At 68.4% G+C, this 19,667-nt stretch carries 17 protein-coding genes and 1 pseudogene; 9 read left to right on the forward strand and 9 right to left on the reverse strand.

Going from position 1 to position 19,667, the window contains the following annotated elements; genetic code table 11:
* The 3 genes from G3N96_RS23540 to G3N96_RS23550 all read right to left on the reverse strand — a co-directional run.
* Positions 1 to 1,253, reverse strand: a 1,253-nt coding sequence (locus G3N96_RS23540; RefSeq protein WP_206138632.1) for a DEAD/DEAH box helicase, incomplete at its 3' end; no start/stop codon positions are given.
* A 127-nt stretch (positions 1,254 to 1,380) separates the two neighbouring features.
* On the reverse strand, positions 1,381 to 2,679 hold the full coding sequence (locus G3N96_RS23545; protein WP_089426268.1) for a cytochrome c: 1,299 nt from the start codon (positions 2,677 to 2,679) through the stop codon (positions 1,381 to 1,383).
* 19 nt (positions 2,680 to 2,698) lie between these two features.
* The gene (locus G3N96_RS23550) at positions 2,699 to 3,463 is read right to left on the reverse strand and encodes a c-type cytochrome (protein ID WP_046544481.1); all 765 of its coding nucleotides are present in this window, start codon (positions 3,461 to 3,463) and stop codon (positions 2,699 to 2,701) included.
* A gap of 379 nt (positions 3,464 to 3,842) precedes the next feature.
* Here G3N96_RS23550 and G3N96_RS23555 point away from each other — a divergent pair, with 379 nt between their 5' ends.
* Complete coding sequence (locus G3N96_RS23555) at positions 3,843 to 4,775, forward strand: CopD family protein (protein WP_206138633.1); 933 nt, start codon at positions 3,843 to 3,845, stop codon at positions 4,773 to 4,775.
* 154 nt (positions 4,776 to 4,929) lie between these two features.
* On the opposite strand, the gene dgoD is transcribed toward G3N96_RS23555, so the two are convergent.
* Positions 4,930 to 6,078 (reverse strand): galactonate dehydratase, encoded by a 1,149-nt coding sequence (gene dgoD / locus G3N96_RS23560; RefSeq protein WP_124580812.1) that lies wholly within the window; start codon positions 6,076 to 6,078, stop codon positions 4,930 to 4,932.
* A gap of 163 nt (positions 6,079 to 6,241) precedes the next feature.
* Between dgoD and G3N96_RS23565 the strand changes: the two genes are divergently transcribed.
* Positions 6,242 to 6,925, forward strand: a complete 684-nt coding sequence (locus tag G3N96_RS23565; protein ID WP_206138653.1) for an FCD domain-containing protein — start codon at positions 6,242 to 6,244, stop codon at positions 6,923 to 6,925.
* Between the two features lie 27 nt (positions 6,926 to 6,952).
* Here the strand turns inward: G3N96_RS23565 and G3N96_RS23570 are convergent, their stop codons facing one another.
* Positions 6,953 to 7,198, reverse strand: a complete 246-nt coding sequence (locus G3N96_RS23570) for a DUF1272 domain-containing protein (protein WP_039359973.1) — start codon at positions 7,196 to 7,198, stop codon at positions 6,953 to 6,955.
* Positions 7,199 to 7,353: 155 nt separating this feature from the next.
* On the opposite strand from G3N96_RS23570, the gene G3N96_RS23575 reads away from it, so the two are divergent.
* Entirely contained in the window at positions 7,354 to 7,701 is a 348-nt protein-coding gene (locus G3N96_RS23575) for a GFA family protein (RefSeq protein WP_124580816.1), read from the forward strand.
* A 34-nt stretch (positions 7,702 to 7,735) separates the two neighbouring features.
* Here the strand turns inward: G3N96_RS23575 and G3N96_RS23580 are convergent, their stop codons facing one another.
* Positions 7,736 to 10,837 (reverse strand): transglycosylase domain-containing protein, encoded by a 3,102-nt coding sequence (locus G3N96_RS23580; protein WP_206138634.1) that lies wholly within the window; start codon positions 10,835 to 10,837, stop codon positions 7,736 to 7,738.
* Between the two features lie 423 nt (positions 10,838 to 11,260).
* Between G3N96_RS23580 and G3N96_RS23585 the strand changes: the two are divergent.
* A pseudogene (locus tag G3N96_RS23585) lies at positions 11,261 to 11,654 on the forward strand (MAPEG family protein).
* 28 nt (positions 11,655 to 11,682) lie between these two features.
* Here G3N96_RS23585 and G3N96_RS23590 read toward each other — a convergent pair.
* Positions 11,683 to 12,600 (reverse strand): LysR substrate-binding domain-containing protein, encoded by a 918-nt coding sequence (locus G3N96_RS23590; RefSeq protein ID WP_124580820.1) that lies wholly within the window; start codon positions 12,598 to 12,600, stop codon positions 11,683 to 11,685.
* A 199-nt stretch (positions 12,601 to 12,799) separates the two neighbouring features.
* On the opposite strand from G3N96_RS23590, the gene G3N96_RS23595 reads away from it, so the two are divergent.
* The 4 genes from G3N96_RS23595 to G3N96_RS23610 all read left to right on the forward strand — a co-directional run bounded on the left by G3N96_RS23595 (position 12,800) and on the right by G3N96_RS23610 (position 17,376).
* A complete protein-coding gene (locus G3N96_RS23595) occupies positions 12,800 to 14,116 on the forward strand; it encodes an MFS transporter (RefSeq protein WP_206138635.1) in 1,317 nt (438 codons plus the stop codon).
* Positions 14,117 to 14,167: 51 nt separating this feature from the next.
* On the forward strand, positions 14,168 to 15,646 hold the full coding sequence (locus G3N96_RS23600; RefSeq protein WP_206138636.1) for an amidase: 1,479 nt from the start codon (positions 14,168 to 14,170) through the stop codon (positions 15,644 to 15,646).
* Positions 15,647 to 15,763: 117 nt separating this feature from the next.
* Positions 15,764 to 16,966 carry a porin gene (locus G3N96_RS23605; protein WP_206138637.1) on the forward strand — a complete coding sequence of 401 codons (1,203 nt, stop codon included), beginning with the start codon at positions 15,764 to 15,766 and terminating at the stop codon, positions 16,964 to 16,966.
* 125 nt (positions 16,967 to 17,091) lie between these two features.
* Positions 17,092 to 17,376, forward strand: coding sequence for a PAAR domain-containing protein (locus tag G3N96_RS23610; protein WP_039359956.1), 285 nt, complete (start codon positions 17,092 to 17,094; stop codon positions 17,374 to 17,376).
* 58 nt (positions 17,377 to 17,434) lie between these two features.
* Here the strand turns inward: G3N96_RS23610 and G3N96_RS23615 are convergent, their stop codons facing one another.
* Together G3N96_RS23615 and G3N96_RS23620 are read right to left on the reverse strand one after the other, a co-directional pair.
* Entirely contained in the window at positions 17,435 to 17,746 is a 312-nt protein-coding gene (locus G3N96_RS23615) for a cupin domain-containing protein (protein ID WP_124580827.1), read from the reverse strand.
* 81 nt (positions 17,747 to 17,827) lie between these two features.
* The gene (locus G3N96_RS23620; RefSeq protein WP_206138638.1) at positions 17,828 to 18,511 is read right to left on the reverse strand and encodes a DJ-1/PfpI family protein; all 684 of its coding nucleotides are present in this window, start codon (positions 18,509 to 18,511) and stop codon (positions 17,828 to 17,830) included.
* 116 nt (positions 18,512 to 18,627) lie between these two features.
* On the opposite strand from G3N96_RS23620, the gene G3N96_RS23625 reads away from it, so the two are divergent.
* The gene (locus G3N96_RS23625) at positions 18,628 to 19,599 is read left to right on the forward strand and encodes a GlxA family transcriptional regulator (protein ID WP_206138639.1); all 972 of its coding nucleotides are present in this window, start codon (positions 18,628 to 18,630) and stop codon (positions 19,597 to 19,599) included.
* Positions 19,600 to 19,667 lie beyond the last annotated feature (68 nt).

The following is a 19,667-nucleotide window of genomic DNA, read 5'->3' on the forward strand; positions in this document are numbered from 1 at the left end:
TTCGCGGCCGGCTGGGCTGAGCCGCCTGCGCGCGGCTGGCGATTGCCGCCGCCGCCGCCGCGCGGCTGCTGCTGCCCGCGGCGCTGCTGGATCGGCTCCGGCTTCGCGTTCGGATCGGGGGTGAAGCCCGCGATCACTTCCTGCGGAATCTCGCGCTTGATCAGCCGCTCGATGTCGCGCAGCAGTTGCTTCTCGTCGACGCACACGAGCGACACGGCTTCGCCGGTCGCGCCCGCACGGCCCGTGCGGCCGATCCGGTGCACGTAGTCTTCCGGCACGTTCGGCAGGTCGAAGTTGACGACGTGCGGCAGCTGGTCGATGTCGATCCCGCGCGCGGCGATATCGGTCGCGACGAGCACCTGCAGCGTGCTGTTCTTGAACTCCGCCAGCGCGCGCGTGCGGGCCGACTGGCTCTTGTTGCCGTGGATCGCCATCGCGCTGATGCCGTCCTTCGTCAGCTGCTCGGCAAGCCGGTTCGCGCCGTGCTTCGTGCGCGTGAACACGAGCACCTGGAACCAGTTGTGTTCGCGGATCAGGTGCGTGAGCAGTTCGCGCTTGCGGTCGCGGTCGACCGGGTGGATCTTCTGCGCGACGCTTTCGGCGGTCGTGTTGCGGCGTGCGACCTCGATCAGCGCGGGCGAGTCGAGCAGGCTGTCGGCGAGCGCCTTGATCTCGTCGGAGAAGGTGGCCGAGAACAGCAGGTTCTGGCGCTGCGGCGGCAGCTTCGCGAGCACGCGCTTGATGTCGTGGATGAAGCCCATGTCGAGCATCCGGTCGGCTTCGTCGAGCACGAGGATGTCGAGGTCCGACAGGTCGATCGTCTTCTGCTGCATGTGATCGAGCAGGCGGCCCGGCGTCGCGACGACGATGTCGACGCCGCGCTTGAGCGCATCGATCTGCGGATTGATGCTGACGCCGCCGAACATCACGGTCGAGCGCAGCTTCAGGTACTTGCTGTACGCACGGACGCTTTCCTCGACCTGGGCGGCGAGTTCGCGCGTCGGCGTGAGGATCAGCGCGCGCACCGCGCGCTTCGCGCCGCGATGTTCCGCGTAGAACGTATGCAGGCGTTGCAGGATCGGCAGCGTGAAGCCGGCGGTCTTGCCGGTGCCCGTCTGCGCGCCGGCGAGCAGGTCGCCGCCGCCGAGGACGGCCGGAATCGCCTGTTGCTGGATCGGGGTCGGCGACGTGTAGCCGAGCTCGTTGACCGCCTTGACCAGCGGTTCGGCCAAGCCGAGAGATTCAAAAGACATAGATACCACTCTTCAGTTTTATGATCGGCGACGTCGCGCGCGGCCCGCGCGGGAGGTGACATCGCAAAATGCAAAAGGGCGCGGCCGCGGTTTCCCGCAGCCGCGCCCCGTTTGTGTCAGCCGCTTCTTAGTCGAGCGGCGCGGAACGCAGGTCGCTCACCTGTTGCGGCGAGATCGGCGTACCGTTGTTGCCCCACGATACCCGGATATACGTGACGACCGCCGCAACTTCCTGGTTCGACAGCGACTGGGCGAACGGCGGCATCCCGTACGGACGCGGATTCTTGAACGTGCTCGGCGGATAGCCACCGTTCAGCACCATGCGGATCGGGTTGACGGCCGATTCCATCATGATCGAGTGGTTGCCCGCGAGCGGCGGATACGCCGGCGGCTTGCCTGCGCCGTTTTCGGCGTGGCAGGTCGCGCAGTTGTCCGCGTAGATCTTCTTGCCCTGGTCGAACAGCGCGTTGCCGAACTGCTTCGACGGCTCGTACTGCATGTTCTTCGGCGCTTCAGCCTTCTGCGGGATCGACTTCAGGTACGTCGACATCGCGCGCGTATCTTCGTCGGTCATGTACTGCAGGCTGTTGTGGACCACGTCCGCCATCGGGCCGAACACCGCGCCCTTCTGCGACACGCCGGCCTGCAGCAGGTCGGACAGCTCCTGCACGTGCCAGTCGCCGAGGCCGAGTTCCTTGTCGTTCGTCAGCGACGGCGCATACCAGTTCTGCAGCGGGATCAGGCCGCCGGCGAATGCCGAGCCCGTCACCGGGCCGCCCATCATGTTGATCGACGTGTGGCACATCGAGCAGTGGCCGAGGCCTTCGACGAGGTACGCGCCGCGGTTCCATTCGACCGACTTGGTCGGATCCGGCTTGTATTCGCCTTCCTTGAAGAACAGCGTGCGCCAGCCGATCAGCAGGTTGCGGTTGTTGAACGGGAACTTCAGTTCATGCGGACGGCTCGGCACCGACACCGGCGCGACCGAGCGCAGGTACGCGTAGATCGCGTCCGAATCCGCACGCGTGACCTTCGTGTAGCTCGCGAACGGGAAGCCCGGGTAGAGCAGGCTGCCGTCCTTCGAACGACCGGTGTGCATCGCGCGGTAGAAGTCGTCCGACGTCCACTTGCCGATGCCGTCCTTGTCGTCCGGCGTGATGTTCGGCGTGTACATCGTGCCGAACGGCGTCGCCATCGGCAGACCGCCCGCGAACGACTTGCCGCCGCGCACGGTGTGGCACGCGATACAGTCGCCGACGCGCGCGAGGTATTCGCCCTTCTTGATCAGCGCGGCCTGGTCGGCCGGCGTGGCCGCGACGGCGGAAGCGCCGTGCAGCGTGTCGTTGCCCGGCCACAGGACCGGCACGAGGGCGGCAGCCGCGACGATCGCGACGGCCGAGAGTGCAAACAGGGACTTGCGTTTCATTGTGTCTGTCTCCCTTGCCTTATTGCGGTTCGCTGCCGCAGGCGAGCGGAGTCTTCATCGAACGCGCCGGAGCCGGCACGGGGTTGGCGGGCGCCGGTTGCGCGGCAAGCCATGCGGTCACGGCCGTCACGTCTTCGTCGGAAAGCTTCGAAGCGACTTCATGCATGCAGTCAGGCGCCTTCGCGTGACGGTTGCCCGAACGCCATGCACCGATCTGCGCGCTCAGGTAGTCGGCGTGCAGGCCGACCAGGCCCGGGATCGCCGGCTGCATGCCGGTCAGCGTCGCGCCGTGGCAGGCCACGCAGGCCGGCAGCTTGCGGGACGGGTCGCCTTGCGTGACGAGCTGCTTGCCGCGCGCGAGCGTCGCGGCCGGCAGCGTCGGCTTCGCCGGCGCCGGGTACGGCGGGCGTTCGGCCGAGAAGTGCTCGGCCATTTCACGCAGGTAGTCGTCGTTCAGGTACGTCAGCAGGTAGTTCATCGGCGGGTACTTGCGCCGGCCGTCACGGAAGTTGACGAGCTGGTTGTACAGGTACTCGGCCGGCTTGCCGGCAAGACGCGGGAAGTAGTCGTTGTCCGTGCCCTGGCCGTGGACGCCGTGGCAGGCCGTACAGCCGCGCACACGCTCGGCCATGGTATCGGGTGCCTTGAGCGGCGCCTGCTGGGCGTGCGCTTGCTCCGTGGGCTTGGTCTGCGCTTGGGCAGCGCTCATAAGGCCCGCGCTGCCGAACATCAGAACGGCGAGCAGCGGACGGAAGAGGCGTCTTGAAGACACACGAGACTCCATGTTTATTCGACGGGGACCTGTTGTCCGGGCTACGATCGGCTCGGCGCATGACGGCAAGGCAGCCGGGCTGCTGCGACGCGGCATTCTATCATCGATGGGTAATGACGGCTATTTGGCAAAAGGACGTCGGTTCCTGTCCGTTTGCGACTTGCGACAATTTGACGCGTGTTGCGACGCGTCGGTGTGAACCGGCGTGCGTTTTCACCATCGAAGACCGTACACTCGCGGGTCGCGCGGCGCCGCCTCCGCCGCAGGTCCAGTCATTTCTCCCGTTTCCGGATTCATCGATGACGTTTTCTACCGTGCCGTTGCCTTCCTCATGCTGTCCATTCCGTTGCTGCCATCTCGTCGGCCTGCCGCTGTCGGGAGGGGGCGCGCGATGAAGTTCGACAGCTTGTGGATCGGTCAGGTCGCGCTCGCGGCGCTGATGGACGCCGCGTTCGCGATGGCGGTCGGCTCGGCGCTGCTCAAGGCATGGCTCGGCAAGGACGGTGCGCGTCCGGTCGTCGCGCCGTCGCATCCCGCGTGGCTGCGCGCGCAACATTCGCTGGTCGCGGCGGCATTGGCGCTGGTGCTCGCGGATCTCGGCTGGCTCGTCTACGAGGCGGCGACGATGAGCGGGGCGGGGCTCGGCGGCGCGTTCGCCGCGATTCCCGTGATGCTGATGCAGACGCATACGGGCTTCGCGTGGAGCGTCGCGTTCGCCGGCGCCGTGGTGCTCGCGATCGTCGCGCTGGCGAAGCCGGAGGGGCCGGCCGCACACGCGGTGCTGTGGCTCGCGGTGATCGTGGTCGCGGCCGGCAAGGCGTCGCTCGGCCATGCGGCCGATACGGGGGCGTTGTCCGCGGCGGTCGGCGTGCAGACGCTGCACCTGCTCGCGACGGCCGTGTGGGGCGGCCTCGTGCTCGCGGGTGGCCTCGCGGTGCTGCCGGCGCTCGGGTCGTCGGTCGCGCGCGGTGCGCTGATCCGCATCGGCCAGCATCTTTCTCGCACGTCGATCATCGCGGTCGTCTTCGTGCTCGGCACCGGCGCGCTCAATGCGCTCCGCGGGCTCGGCGGTTCGCTCGCGCCGCTCGACGGCAGCACGTGGGGGCACTTGTTGCTGCTGAAGCTGCTGCTCGTCGCGCTCGCGCTCGTGCTGGGCGGCCTGAACCGCTTCGCGGCGCTGCCGCGTCTGCGCCGCACCGCGTCGACCGAGGATGCGCACACGTTCCGCAACATCCTGCATCTCGAGGCGCTCACGATGATCGGCGTGTTCATCGCGGCCGCCGTGCTGTCGTTCAGCGTGCCGGGGTTCGCGGCGATCGGCTGACGGCAGGGCTCGCGCCGCGCGGCGCAAGGCCGCCGTCGCGCAGCCGGCACGTGCCGGGCACCGCACTGCGCATGCAAAAACGGCTGCCCGTCGGGCGGCCGTTCTCGAATCGATATTTGCCGCACGGGCCGAAGCCGCGCGCCGCGCATCGCGCTCACCACTCGGCGACGCTGCCGTCCTCGTGACGCCACACCGGGTTGCGCCAGCGGTGCCCCGTCTGCGCCATCTCGCGCACTTTCTCCTCGTTCACGTCGATGCCGAGCCCCGGGCCCTGCGGGATCGCGACGAAGCCGTCCTCGTAGCGGAACACCTCGGGGTTGCGCAGGTAGTCGAGCAGGTCGTTGCCCTGGTTGTAGTGGATGCCGAGGCTCTGTTCCTGGATGAACGCGTTGTAGCTGACCGCGTCGAGCTGCAGGCACGCGGCGAGCGCGATGGGCCCAAGCGGGCAGTGCAGCGCGAGCGCGACATCGTAGCTCTCGGCGAGCGTCGCGATCTTGCGGCACTCGGTGATGCCGCCCGCATGCGATGCGTCGGGCTGGATGATGTCGACGTAGCCGCCCGCGAGGATGTGCTTGAAATCCCAGCGCGAGTAGAGCCGCTCGCCGAGCGCGATCGGCGTGTTGGTCTGGTTGACGATGTCGCGCAGCGCCTCGGCGTTCTCCGACAGCACTGGCTCCTCGATGAACATCAGCTTGTACGGATCGAGCTCCTTCGCGAGCACCTTCGCCATCGGCTTGTGCACGCGGCCGTGGAAGTCGACGCCGATCCCGACGTGCGGGCCGACCGCGTCGCGCACCGCCGCGACGTTCGCGATCACCTGCTCGACCTTGTCGTAGGTGTCGACGATCTGCAGCTCCTCGGAGCCGTTCATCTTCACGGCCTTGAAGCCGCGCTCGACCACCGCGCGCGCATTGTTCGCGACGTCGCTCGGCCGGTCGCCGCCGATCCACGAATACACCTTGATGCGATCGCGCACCTGGCCGCCGAGCAGCGCGTGCACGGGCACGCCGTGATGCTTGCCCTTGATGTCCCACAGCGCCTGGTCGACGCCCGCGATCGCGCTCATCGTGATCGGGCCGCCGCGGTAGAAGCCCGCGCGGTACATCACCTGCCAGTGATCCTCGATCAGCAGCGGGTCGCGGCCGACGAGGTAGTCGGCCAGTTCCTGCACGGCAGCCTCGACCGTGTGCGCACGGCCTTCGACGATCGGCTCGCCCCAGCCGACGATGCCCTCGTCGGTTTCGATCTTGAGGAACAGCCAGCGCGGCGGGACGACGAAGGTTTCGAGGCGGGTGATTTTCACGGTGCGAGTCTCCAGGGTTGACCGGCGCGGGCAGTCGGGCGCGGCGCACGGTCGCGTGCTTTGACGGTTATCCTAGCGCAGCCCGATAAAAAATAGTATTAATAGCACTATTGTGCAGATAGTGGGCAGCCGGTACGCCCGGGTACCGGCATAACGGAGAACGATCATTCGACGCGACCTGCATGGACAAACGGCCTTCCGGCTCGCCACGGCGATCCTGCGCGGCGACTACCCGCCCGAGTCGCTGCTGCCGAGGGAGCCCGACCTGATGGTGATGTACGGCGTGAGCCGCACGGTGATGCGCGAGGCGCTGCGTACGCTTACGTCGAAGGGGCTCGTCGAGTCGCGGCCGAAGATCGGTACGCGCGTGCGGCCGCGCGGCGTCTGGAACCTGCTCGACGCCGACCTGCTCGACTGGTACGCGCGTGTCGCGCCGCCGGTCGCGTTCGCGCTGAAGCTGCAGGAGATGCGCGAGATGGTCGAGCCGTACGCGGCCGCGCTTGCCGCGCGCATGCATACGCCGGAGACGTTCGACGCGATCGACGGCGCGGCGCGCGCGATGGCCGCCGCGCGCAACGTCGACGAATGGGTGCGCGCCGACCTGCGCTTTCACCTGAGCGTGCTCGAGGCCGGCGGCAACGAACTGCTGGTGCCGCTCGGCACGTTGATCGATCGGACGCTCGAGGCGCAACTGCAGCTGAATGCGCGCCGCGCGGACGTGTACAACGCGTCGCTCGCCGAGCATACGGCCGTCAGCGATGCGATCCGCGTGCGCGACGAGGACGGTGCGCGCCGCGCGATGGCCGCGCTGCTCGCGGTGACGCGCGCACGGATCGAGATGTCGTGACGGGAGGGGCGGGGCGGTGCGGCGCCGTCAGGCGTTCGCGCAGCCGCCCGGCTTGTGGATGCGTTCGGTGGACGCCGGGTACTTCGCGAGGAGGCTCGCCGGCCGCCGCGGGCGCGCGACCAGGTCGCCGCCGCAGTTCGGGCAGCGGCCCTTCAGCACGTCGTCGGCACAGGTCGCGCAAAACGTGCATTCGAACGTACAGATGCGTGCATCGGCCGAATCGGGCGGCAGGTCCTTGTCGCAGCATTCGCAGCCGGGACGCAGTTCGAGCATGACGATTTTCCTTGGGTTGGACAGGGTCGGGACGGGCGCCGCACGGACATTGCGTGTGGCACGTGTGGGCGCTACTGTACCCGCTTGGATCGGCCCGGCCAACGGTGTTCCGCCGGGGCGCCGTCGATGCGCACGGGCCGCACCGGGAGACGACCATGCTTTATCGCGGAAGCTGTCACTGCGGCGACGTGAAGTTCGAGGCGGAAGGCGACCTGCAGGGCGTGATGGCGTGCAACTGCTCGATCTGCCGGCGCAAGGGCGCGCTGATGTGGTTCGTGCCGCGCGACCACATGACGCTCCTCACGCCCGACGACCGTCTCGCCACCTACATGTTCAACAAGCACGTGATCCAGCACCGCTTCTGCAAGCGCTGCGGGATTCACACGTTCGGCGAGGGCGTCCACCCGAACGGCACCGCGATGGCCGCGATCAACGTGCGCTGTCTCGAGGATGTCGATATCGACGCGCTGCCGGTCACGCACTACGACGGCCGCTCGCACTGAGCGGCGCGCCGGTGCATGAACGGACGCGCGGCCGTCAGGACGGTTGCGCGGTCGCGGCGCCCGGCGCGGGCGTTTCCGCCTGCGGGGCGGGGCCCGCGGTGCGCGTGCCGGCCGGGCGCTCGATCAGCGGCGCGAGCGCCGGCGCCATCGACTTCAGCAACTGCACGGCCATCGCGCTCGTGAAGTCGTAGCGCGCCGCATACGGCTCGTGCGCCGTTGCGGTCAGGACCCCGAAGAACCGGTCGCCGAGCACGAACACGAAGGTGCCGCTGCGGTTCACCTTGCGCGACTCGATCAGCCGCGCGCCGCGCGCATAGACGTTGAAGCGCTGGTCGCCCGTCCCCGTCTTGCCGTACACGTCGAGCGTCTTGCCGTCGGGCAGCGTGAAGCCGCCCGCGAGGCGGCGCGCGGTGCCGTTGAGCACGACGTCGCGCAGCAGCGTGTGCGCCACGTTGACGATCTCCGGCGACAGCATCGGCTGCGGCCGGGCGACCGCGCGCTCGAAGTGCGTTTCGTACGGCGTGCCCTTCGCGAAGTCGAGCCGCGTGATCGTTTCGGTCGGCGCCTTCCGGCCGCCGTTCGCGATCAGGCCGATCAGTTTCGCGAGTGCGTCGGGCTGGTCGCCCGATGCGCCGATCGCGGCCGCGTACGACGGCGTGACTTCCGCGAACGGGTAGCCGAGCGCGCGCCACGACTTCGTGATTTCCGCGTACGCGCGCAGCTCGACCATGCGGCGGATGCGACGATCCTGGGTCGCGTGGTAGCGCGTCTTGTACAGCCACGAGTACGTGTAGAAGCGCGCATCGCGGCTGTCGCGCTGGACGTCGGCGAGCGACGCTGCCGGGTGCGCGCGCAGGTAGTTGAGCGTCCACAGCGCGAGCGGGTGCACGCTCGCGATATAGCCGCGATCGTTGAGGTTGAAGCGGTCGATCGCGTACTTCGCGTAGAGCTTGGCAAGGTCGTCGTCGGACAGCGTCGCGGCGGGCGTGCCCTTCAGTTGCACGCGCATCTGCGCATCGAACCACGCGAGCGATTCGTTCGGTGCGACGCTGCGCAGCACCGTCGCGATCTTCGGCGGCGATTTGCGCACGTCCTTCAGCATCAGCGCGAGCGCGTCGTCGGGCGCCTTGCCCGCATAGCGCGTGTAATAGCGCTTCACGTAGACCTGGCTTTCGCCGTCGACGAACTGCTGCAGGTAATGCTGGCGCTGCTGCGGATCGCCGAGCCACGATGACGACGGGCCGGCCGCCTGCAGCGTCTCGTAGTGGACGATGTCGCGCATCAGCCGCACGAACACGAGGTTGACCGAATGCTCGAACGCCGTGTGCAGCGTCAGGATGCGGCCGTTGTCCGACTTCTCGAAGTTCGAGAACACTTGCGCGCCGCCGCCCGTGTAGAACACGTCGGGGCTCGCCGAATACTTGCGCTCGACGGCCGCGTCGAGCATCGCCTGCAGCGAGCGGTCGCGCGTATGCGACAGGTAGTCGAGCGCCCAGTGCGACAGCCCGTCGATCGGGTCGGGCTTCACGCGCGCCAGTTCCGCGTTCGACAGGTTTGCGTAGCGCGCATGCAGGTCGGACACGATCTGCAGATACGTGATCAGCGTGCGCAGCTTCGCGGTCGAGCCGAGGTTGATGCGGCCGCCGCGATTCACGTCGAACGGCTCGTTCACGCTGTCGGTCTGCACGCGCAGCAGATTCGCGCCGTTGCGGTGTTCGTACAGCGTGAAGCTGTACGTGAGGTGCGACGGGTCGTCCTTCGGTGCGAGCATCTCGAAACCGTACAGGCCGGCCTTCTGCGCCCCGTCGCGCGTCGACGCCTGGGCGAGCCGTTCGGCGACCGCCTGCTGCACGCCGTTGTCGAGCGTGCTGGTCGCCTGCAGGTCGAACTGGTCGAGCTGGTACAGGTCGCTGATGCCGAGCGCCGACAGCAGCGACGCGCGCGCGGACGTCACGGCCTTGCGCGACACGAACGACTGCACGCGCGCGGCGGCCGGCGGCGCGCTGCGTTCGATCTGCGCGCCAAGCGCGGCGTCGCGCAACGCGGGCGAGATCACGCCGCCGTTCGACAGCAGCCGCAGGTAGCTGTCGGTCAGCTTCTGCAGCGCCGGGTAGCCGCGATTGAGGAAGTAAGACGGCGCGCGCTGCGCGATGATCAGCGACAGCACCTCGCGGAACGTCTTGCCTTGCTCGTCGACGTTGTCGCCGGTCGTCGGCGCGGACAGGATCCGGTTCACGTCGTTGAAGTCGCGGCCGTACCACGCGGCGAGACCGTCGCCGATACCGGTGATTTCGCCGATATGCGGCCGTGCGGCGAGCGGCACCGAGTTCAGGTAGCGCACGACGATGGTGCGGCGCGCGAGCATCGTCTGCGGGCCGTTCAGGTACGCGCGCACCGACGCGGACGCGATCTGCCGCAGCTTCTCGGGCGGCGTCGCGGTACGGCCCTCGGGCGAATGGCGGAATTTCTCGATCTGCGTCGCGAGCGTGCTGCCGCCCGGGCGCGCCTGATGACGGTTGACGACGTGCAGCGCCTGGTCGGCGACCGCGCGGCCGAAGCGCCCCCAGTCGATCGCCGGGTTGCGGTTCGGCTCGTTCGCGTCGAGCAGGTAGCGATCCTCGATGAACAGCAGCGAATCGGCCACCACGCGCGGCACCAGGTCGAAGTCGGCGTAGACGCGCTGCGGGAACACGGTCGCGAACAGCGGCGCGCCGGTCGAGTCGAACAGCATCAGGCCCGCCTGGTCCTTCTCTTCAAACGGGAGGAACAATCCGCGCTCGCCGAGCGACAGCATTCGCTGCGAATCGCGCGCCTGCTTGCTGACGACGAAGCCGCGTGCGAGCAGCCGCTCCTGGAACGCCGGAATCATCGCGTAGCCGAGGCGCTGGTCGTAGGGGCCGTTCGCGGGGAAGCGGATGTGATCGCTCGGACCCGTCTCGACCGTATAGCCGACATCGCGGGTGAGCTCGGACAGGTAGTGCGCCTGCAGCCGCGACGTTTCGATCTCGCTCTGCACGAGTCGCGCAACGATCGCCACGGCGATCAGCAGCGCGGCCAGCAAAGACCACTTGACCCACGTCCAGACCGATGCGGGACCGGTCACGCGCGGAAGGATACGATTCAGCGGCCGATTCATGGCGGCGTCTCCCTGAAGGCGCGGGCTCCGGCCGCACCCCATTAAGGATTAGTGTAGTCCTCCGCAGCGGGCTGCCAAGGGCGTTCACTACCGAGATGCGTCGGCGCAACGCGCGTGCCCGCGACGCGCTGTCACCCGCGTTGCGTTGCGATGGTGCATGCCGTCGCAGCGTAACGTTTGCGCGTTTCGCGCCGGTGGCGTCGAGTGGCAGGGTGGGTCGGCGGGCAGGCCCGGACACCCTGGCAGACGGGGGCGATGCACCGGTTTCGTGCGGTGCGGCGGAGCGACAATTGGGATCGGAACCCGACCGAAAACTTGTGTCCGGCGCACGGCGCTGCTGAGGGTTTCCGTGATGGTCGCGTGTACCGGTCACGGGTACGATCATTGGATCTGCGGCGCATTTCCGCGTTTGCCGGGAGTCCCATGGCGATCCACCCCGTCGCGCTCGGTTGCACGGCCATCCTCGGGCTGCTGCTGTTCGGGCTCGGGCTCGTCGTGTCCGTCACGCGCTTCCGGTGCACCACCGGTTCCGGGTGTGCGGCCGATCCCGCGAACGGGCTGCACAAGATCGTGCGCGCGCACGGCAACACGGCCGAATACGCGCCGTTTCTCGCGGTGCTGTTTCTCTATTTCGGTACACACGATCCATCGCGCGCGATCCTGGCGCTGATCGTCGCGGCGACCGCGTGTCGCTGCCTGCTCGTGATCGGGCCTGCTTGCATGGCCGACGATGGCCGACCCGAATCCCGTGCGTTTCGTCGGCGCGCTCGGCACGTATCTGTGCGGCGCCGCGCTGTGTCTCGCGCTGTTCGTCTGAATGGCGGTGCGTCTCGCGTGCCGCGCCGCTATCGCCACAGCAGCGTCGCGCGATCGTGCCGGCGTACGGCCTCGACGAAACAGTGGATCAGGTAGTCGCATGCAAGCGTGTTCAGCGCATCGCGGCGCGTGAGGACGCCGACCGACACGGCCGGAATCGTCTCCTCGATGTCGATCGCGACCATCCGCTCGCGAATCCAGTCGACCTCCATGAAGCTCTGCGGCACGCATGACACGCTGTCGGTATGCACCGACAGCGAAAACGCCGCGCTGAACGACGTGCATTCGACGATCGGCTGCGGTGCCGGATAGCCGTGCGCGACGAACACGTCCTGCAGCAGGCGACCGATGCTTTCCGGCGACGTGTTGAGCACCCATTGCGCGTCCTGCAACTGCGCGAGCGATGTGCAGTGACGCAGCGGATTGCTCGCGCGCGTCATCAGAATCAGCGCCGATTCGAGCAGCGGCCGGAACGTGAATTCGGGCGATAGCCGCGTCGCGTCGACGATCGCGATCACGAAGTCGAGCGAGCCGTCGCGCAGGCGCGGCAGCGCGGTGTCGAGAAAGCCTTCGCGTACGTCGAGGCGGATCGTCGGCATCCGCTGCCGGAATGCGTCGAGCGCGGCCGGCAGGAAACCGAGCGACATCAGCGGCGTCAGCGCGCAGGCGAGCGCGCCTTCCTTGCCTCCCGACAACTGGATCACGTCGTCGCGCGCGTGCTGCATCTCCGCGAGGATCAGCCGCGCGCGCGCATGGACGGCCTGCCCGAAACGCGTGAGCTGCGCGCCGCGCGCGTTGCGCGTGACGAGCGGCACGCCGAGGTCGAGTTCGAGTTCGCGGATCGCCTTCGTCAGTGCGGGCTGCGACAGATGGATCGCGCGTGCGGCCGCGCGCAGGCTGCCGTGTTCGGCGATGGCGGCGAGCGCTCGGAGCTGGTGGTGTTTCACGGCGTGGCGGGGCGCGGCGGCAGTGGCGACGTTCCCATCCTACACCGCGCCGCCGCATTCAAAGCACGCGATAACCACGCGTTATCACGATCGAAAAATGTCGCTCCGGGCTGCAGTTTTTGAATGCCTAGACTGCATGCGCAGGCCGTCGAACGGGCCGCGCACACGACACGCACAACCAGTACGGAGACACACCTTCATGAAGGCGCCCCGAGCGGACAGCATGGTCTGCGGGCATGTCGGCAATGTTGCCGCATCCCCGTCCAATCGTCAGTTGATTGTCGCGATCACGATCGGCAACGGTCTCGAATTCTTCGATCTCACCGTGTTCAGCTTCTTCGCGGTGCTGCTCGGCAAACTGTTCTTTCCGGCGGTATCCGCGCAGCAGCAGTTGCTGATGTCGGTCGCGACCTTCGGTGTCGGTTTCATCGCGCGGCCGGTTGGCGGCGTCGTGATCGGGCTCGTTGCCGACCGCTTCGGCCGCGTGCCCGCGATGAACCTCACGCTCGTCACGATGGCGATCGGCACCGGAATGATCGGCGTGATGCCGACCTATGCGCAGATCGGCGTGATGGCTCCCGTGCTGGTGGTCGTCGCACGGCTGCTGCAGGGCTTTTCGGCCGGCGGCGAGGTGGGCGTATCGACGTCGCTGCTCGCCGAGCGCGCGCCGGCCGGCGAGCGCGGCTTCTACACGAGCTGGCAATTCGCGAGCCAGGGCGCCGCGGCGCTCGCCGGTTCGTTCGTAGGCTTCCTGCTGTCGCATTTCCTCGACGCGGCATCGCTCGAATCGTGGGGCTGGCGCGTGCCGTTCCTGCTCGGTGTGCTGATCGCACCGGTCGGCCTTTACCTGCGCGCGCGCTTCAACGGGATCGAACAGCACGCGCCGGCCGCGGCCGCGCGGCGTTCGTCGGCCGTACTCGGCACCGTACTGCGGCGCGACGGCGCCGCCGTGCTGACCGCGCTCGGCCTCGTGATCGGCGGCACGGCCGCGCACTTCATCGTGCTGTACTACATGTCGACCTATGCGATCAAGGTGCTGCACCTGCCGATGGATACCGCGCTGTGGTGCGGGATCCTGTCCGGCGCCGTGATGTTCGTCGCCGCGCCGATCGGCGGGCGTCTGTCGGACCGCACCGGCAGCAAGCGTGTCGCGCTGTGGTCGCGCATTGCGCTGACCGTGCTGATCCTGCCGGGCTTCTGGCTGATGCGTGCCGTGCCGTCGATCGCGACGATGTATGCGGTCGTGATGCTGCTCGCCGCGCTGCACTCGATCAACGCCGGCGCGAACGGTGTGATCCTCGCCGAGCTGTTTCCGAAGAGCACGCGTGCGACTGCGCTGTCGATCGCGTATGCGGGCGGCGTGTCGATCTTCGGCGGCTTCGCGCAGTTCATCGTCACGTGGATGATCGGCGCGACCGGCAATCCGGCCGCGCCCGCGTGGTACGTGATCGTCTGCGGCGTGCTGTCGCTCGTCGCGCTTGCGTTCGCGTCGGATCGCAGCGATCGCGATGCGTGACCGGCTGCGCCCGATGCCGCGCCCTTCCTTTCTGCTTGCTTCCGGAACCGTATGACTGCCACCGCTTCGCTTTCGTTTTCGTCCCAGTCGGTCGACGTCATGGCCGGCGACCTGTGCGACTTGTCCGCCTGCACGATGCTCGACCTGCTGAAGAAGCGGGAGATCGGCGCATGCGACCTGCTCGACGCGCACCTCGCGCGGATCGCGACGGTCAACCCGCGCGTGAACGCGCTCGTGACCATCGTCGATTCCGACCTGCTGCGCGCCCGTGCGCGCGACATCGATGCACGCTGGATGCGCGGTGAATGGCAGGGGCCGTTGCACGGATTGCCGGTGTCGCAGAAGGATCTCACCGCGACGCGCGGCGTGCGCACCACGTACGGCTCGCGTTTGTTCGCCGATCACGTGCCGCAACACGACGCGCTCGTCGTGCGCCGGTGCGCGAGCGCCGGTGCGCTGATGATCGGCAAGTCGAACACGCCCGAATTGGGTGCCGGGTCGCATACGTTCAACGACGTGTTCGGCGCGACGCGCAACCCGTGGGACCTGACGCGCTCCGCGGGCGGCAGCAGCGGCGGTGCGGCCGCCGCGCTCGCGTGCGGGATGAACCCGCTTGCGTGCGGCAGCGACATGGGCGGCTCGCTGCGCAATCCGGCCGCATGGAACAACGTCGTCGGATTGCGGCCGTCGCCGGGCCGCGTGCCGCGCGCGCCGGACCTGAATGGCTGGACGACACTCGGTGTCGACGGGCCGATGGCGCGCGACGTGGCCGATACTGCGCTGCTGCTGTCCGCGATCGCCGGGCCGAGCGGCGAGACCGCGACCGAACTCGCTGAACCGGGTGCGCGCTTCGCGCAGCCGCTCGAACGCGACTTCCGCGGCACGCGCATCGCGATGTCGCGCGGCCTGCCCGGGGTGCCGGTCGATCCGGAGATCGGGCGTGCGGTCGATGCGCAGGCGCGCGTGTTCGCGGCGCTGGGCTGCGAAGTCGAATTCGACGATCCCGATCTGTCGGAAGCCGAGGACGTGTTCCGCATCGAGCGTGCGTGGATGATCGGCACGCTGGTCGACGGGCTGGACGAGGCGCAGCGCGCGGTGCTGAAGCCCGAGATTCACGACGAATACCGGCTGCATCGCTCGCTGACGGCCGCCGATCTCGGCCGCATGTTCGTGCGCAAGACGCGCCTGTTCGAGCGGATGCGCGCGTTCATGCAGCGCTACGCGTTCTACGTGCTGCCGGCCACGCAGGTGATGCCGTTCGATGTCGACCTGCGCTCGCCCGCGCACGTGCTGGGCGCCGCCAGCACCTCGTATATCGACTGGATGCGCGTGTGCTGGTACCTGTCGTCGACCGAGGCGCCGATCCTGTCGGTGCCGTGCGGCTTCGGTGCAGCCGGCCTGCCGATCGGCATGCAGATCGTCGGCGGCTACCGCGACGACTGGGGTGTGCTGCAGTTCGGCCGCGCATACGAAGTCGCGGCCGGCCGCCGCTGGGCGCCGCCAGCCGTCGTTGCCGACGCGATGCGCTGACCGCCTTTTCCGCCTCACATCCAACCGGTTCCGGTTCGCACCGGAGCAGGCCGCGCGCCTGCGGGGGACGCGTACGCCTGCGTTTTGCCATTCGACCCGCGCAATGGAGACCTTCCGATGAAACAACGGCTGTTGGCAGGCGCGGGTGTCGCGCTGATCGCGGGTGCGGCGCACGCACAGAGCAGCGTCACGCTGTACGGCATTATCGACGAGGGGCTGACCTACACGAGCAACCTCGCGGTGGCCGGCCCGAACGGCACGGTGAGCGGCAAGCAAGCGTGGCGAATGCTGGGCGGCGTGCAGCAGGCGAGCCGCTGGGGGCTGCGCGGCGTCGAGGATCTCGGCGGCGGGATGACGGCCGTCTTCACGCTGGAGAACGGCTTCGACCCGAGCACGGGCAAGCTCGGGCAGGGTGGGCTGATCTTCGGCAAGAAGGCGTTCGTCGGACTGTCCGGGCCGTTCGGTACCGTCACGCTCGGGCGCCAGTACGACACCAACGTCGACTTCCTCGGGCCGCTCGAGGCAGCCGCGCTGTTCGGCGGTTACATGGCTGCGCACCCCGGCGACCTCGACAACGTGAACAACGCGAACTCGACCAACAATGCAATCAAGTTCACGAGCAACGACTACGGCGGGTTCCGCTTCGCGGCGATGGTTGGCGTGGGCGGCATCGCGGGCGCGGCGACGCGCAACCAGGTGTGGTCGATGACGGCCGGCTACACGCGCGGGCCGCTCGTGATCGCCGCCGGCTACCTGAACGCGCGCAACCCGAACGTGTCGTTTTTCGGCACGACCGGCAGCCCCGCACCGGTCACGGGCGGTGTGCCGGGCAACAACATGCTGTCGCCCGTGTATTCGGGCTATGCCTCCGCGCGCACGCTGCAGGTCGCGGCGGCGGGCGGCACCTATGCGATCGGCGCGGTCACGCTCGGCGCGATGTATACGAACACGTCGTTCCGGCAGCTCGGCGACCTGTCGTCCGGTCCGAATCCCGGCGGTGTGTCCGGCAATGCGGTGTTCAACAACGTCGAGGCCAGCGTGCGCTACCAGTTCACGCCCTACCTGTTCGGCGGCGTCGCGTACGACTACACGCGCGGCGGCGGCGTGAACGGCCGCGACGGCGCGACGTACCATCAGGTCGCGGCGGGGCTCGACTACTTCCTGTCGAAGCGCACCGACGTGTACCTGACCGCCGTCTACCAGCGTGCGTCGGGTACCGACTCGACCGGACGCCCGGCGGTCGCCGCGATCAACGGGCCCGGCGCATCGGCGAACGACCGGCAGTTCCAGGCGCGCGTGGGCCTGCGGCATAAGTTCTGACGGAGGCGGCCGCGGCGCGCGGTGATATGCTCGCGGGACGCCCGCGACCGACGGGCGGATTCCGATTGCCCGCGCGCGACCATCCGGCCGCGTCGCACGGCATTTCCGAGGGAAGAACCGACAACATGAGCCGCAAATTCATTCTGAAGGGCGACACGACCGACCACGGCGGCGTCGTGCTCGAAGGGATCGCCAATTCGTCGTTCGACGGGCGCGAACTCGCCTATCTCGGCGCAGCGGTGTTCTGCGCCGCCTGCAAGTCGCCGGGCGTGATCGTGTCCGACGGCGGCGAGCGGACGATGACCGTGATGGGCAAGGTCGTCGCGCTCGAACACGACCTGTGCCAGTGCCTGTGCACGCCGCAGCCGAAGCTGATCGCGTCGCAGGCCACCGGGACGATCACCGGCTGAATCCCGCCGCGCGGAGGCGGTTGCCATCCGCGCGGCATCGACACCCGGCCGCGGGCCGTCAGACGCTGCCTTCGGTTTCGATCACGAGGATGCGTGCTTCCCCGAGCGGATGCGCGACGTGCTCGGTGCCGGCCGATGCGTGGAACACGTCACCCGTTTCGAGCACCGTCGCGTGCTCGACGCCTGCTTCTCGATAGCGCATCTCGACGCGACCGCCGAGCACCGCGAATACTTCCTCGCCGTCGTTCACGTGCCACCGATACGGCTGGTCGGTCCAGTGCAGGCGGACCGTGATGCCGTTCAGGTTCGCGATGTCGAGCGCGCCCCATGCGCGGTCCGCGGTGAATGCGGCGCTGCGGATGATGTTCATCGATGGGTCCTCCGGCGCGAATGCGCGTCGTTCTGGTCTTCCAGTCTTCGAGCGTTCAAGTCAATTTTCCGGCGTCGGCATTCAGCGCGACATCGCGCGCAGCGCCTCTTCGATCGTCGCCTTGCGCGTCGCGAAGCCGGCCGCCGACCGTTCGGTGACGCGCTTCACGACCGCTGCCGGTGCGGTGTCGGGCGAACCGGCGTCGAACGGCGGTGCCGGCGCGTACTCGAGTTGCAACTGGATCGCCTGCGCTTCTTCTTCGCCGGCCAGTTCCGCGGCGATCGTCAGTGCGAAGTCGATGCCGGCCGTGACGCCGCCGCCCGTGATCAGGTTGCCGTCGCGCACCACGCGCTCGCGCACCGGCACCGCGCCGAGCGGTTCGAGCAGCGAGTGGAACGCCCAGTGCGTCGTCGCGCGCTGCCCGCGCAGCAGGCCGGCCACACCCAGCAGCAGCGCACCCGTGCACACCGACGTCACGTAGCGCGCGGCGGCCGCGCGCTGCTGCACGAACGCGATCGTTTCGGCATCGAGCAGCAGCGCGTTGATCCCGATCCCGCCCGGAATGCAGATCACGTCGAGCGGCGGACAGTCGTCGAACGTGCAGGTCGGCGCGAGCGCGAGCCCGCTGCTCGATGCGACGGCGTCGCGCGACTTCCAGACCAGATGAACGGTGGCGTCGGGCAGCGACGCGAGCACGTCGTGCGGGCCGGTGAGATCGAGTTGCTGGACGCCCGGAAACACGAGAAAGCCGATATGCAGGGACATGCGAAGACTCCGATTGGATGGGGGCGGGCCGTAGCCTGTACGGGATGGACAGGTCGATTCTAGGGGCGTAGTGTTTGGCGAAATTGCCATATAACCCACTTTTTCAGCCAATCATCATGCCTGCCGCCCCGCGTTCGATCGTGATCCTCGCGTTTCCTCGTGCCCAGCTGCTCGACGTGTCGGGGCCGCTGCAGGTGTTTGCGTCCGTCAACGAGCTGGCGCAGGAGCGCGGCCAGCCGGCGCCGTATGCGCCGCGCGTCATCGCGGCCGAGGCGGGGCCCGTCGAGACTTCGTCTGGCCTTGTCGTGATGGCGGAATCGCTGCGCTCGGCCGGGCGCCTTCCCGACACGCTGATCGTCGCCGGCGGCAAGGGCGTGCACGCGGCCTCGAAGGATGCGCGGCTGGTGCGCTGGGTGCGGCAGCAGGCGGCGCGCACACGGCGCGTGGCATCGGTCTGCACCGGCGCCTTTCTGCTTGCCGAGGCCGGCCTGCTCGACGGGCGGCGTGCGGTCACGCACTGGGCGCGCTGCGACGAATTCGCGGCGCGCTATCCGAACGTGCGCGTCGAATCCGATCCCATCTTCATCCGCGAAGGCGCGTTGTGGACCTCGGCCGGCGTGACGGCCGGCATCGATCTCGCGCTCGCGCTGGTCGAGGAGGATCTCGGGCGGGCGACCGCCCTCGACGTCGCGCGCGAACTCGTCGTGTTCCTGAAGCGTCCGGGCGGGCAGGCGCAGTTCAGCACGATGCTGTCGATGCAGCGCACCGACGACCGGTTCGGCGAACTGCATGCATGGATGGCCGAGCACCTGGCGGCCGACCTGTCGGTGCCCGCGCTGGCCGAGCGCGTGCGCATGAGCGCGCGCAGCTTCGTGCGCCACTACCGCGCCGGAACCGGCCGCACGCCCGCGCGCGCGGTCGAGCAGATCCGCGTCGAGGCCGCGCAACGCCTGCTCGGCGAAACGGCATGGCCCGTCAAGCGGATCGCTGCGCGGTGCGGCTTCGGCTCGGAGGAGACGCTGCGCCGCTGTTTCGTACGCGTGCTGGGCGTGTCGCCGCAGGGGTATCGCGAGCGATTCGTGCGGTAACGCGCGGCGGGCGACCGGCGGGGCCGGAACGATCGCCGCGTGGGACTGAACGGAAATCGATCGCTTTC

Origin of the sequence: Burkholderia sp. Se-20373 (genome assembly GCF_017104705.1) — a bacterium.
In the GTDB taxonomy this organism is placed as follows: Bacteria; Pseudomonadota; Gammaproteobacteria; order Burkholderiales; family Burkholderiaceae; genus Burkholderia.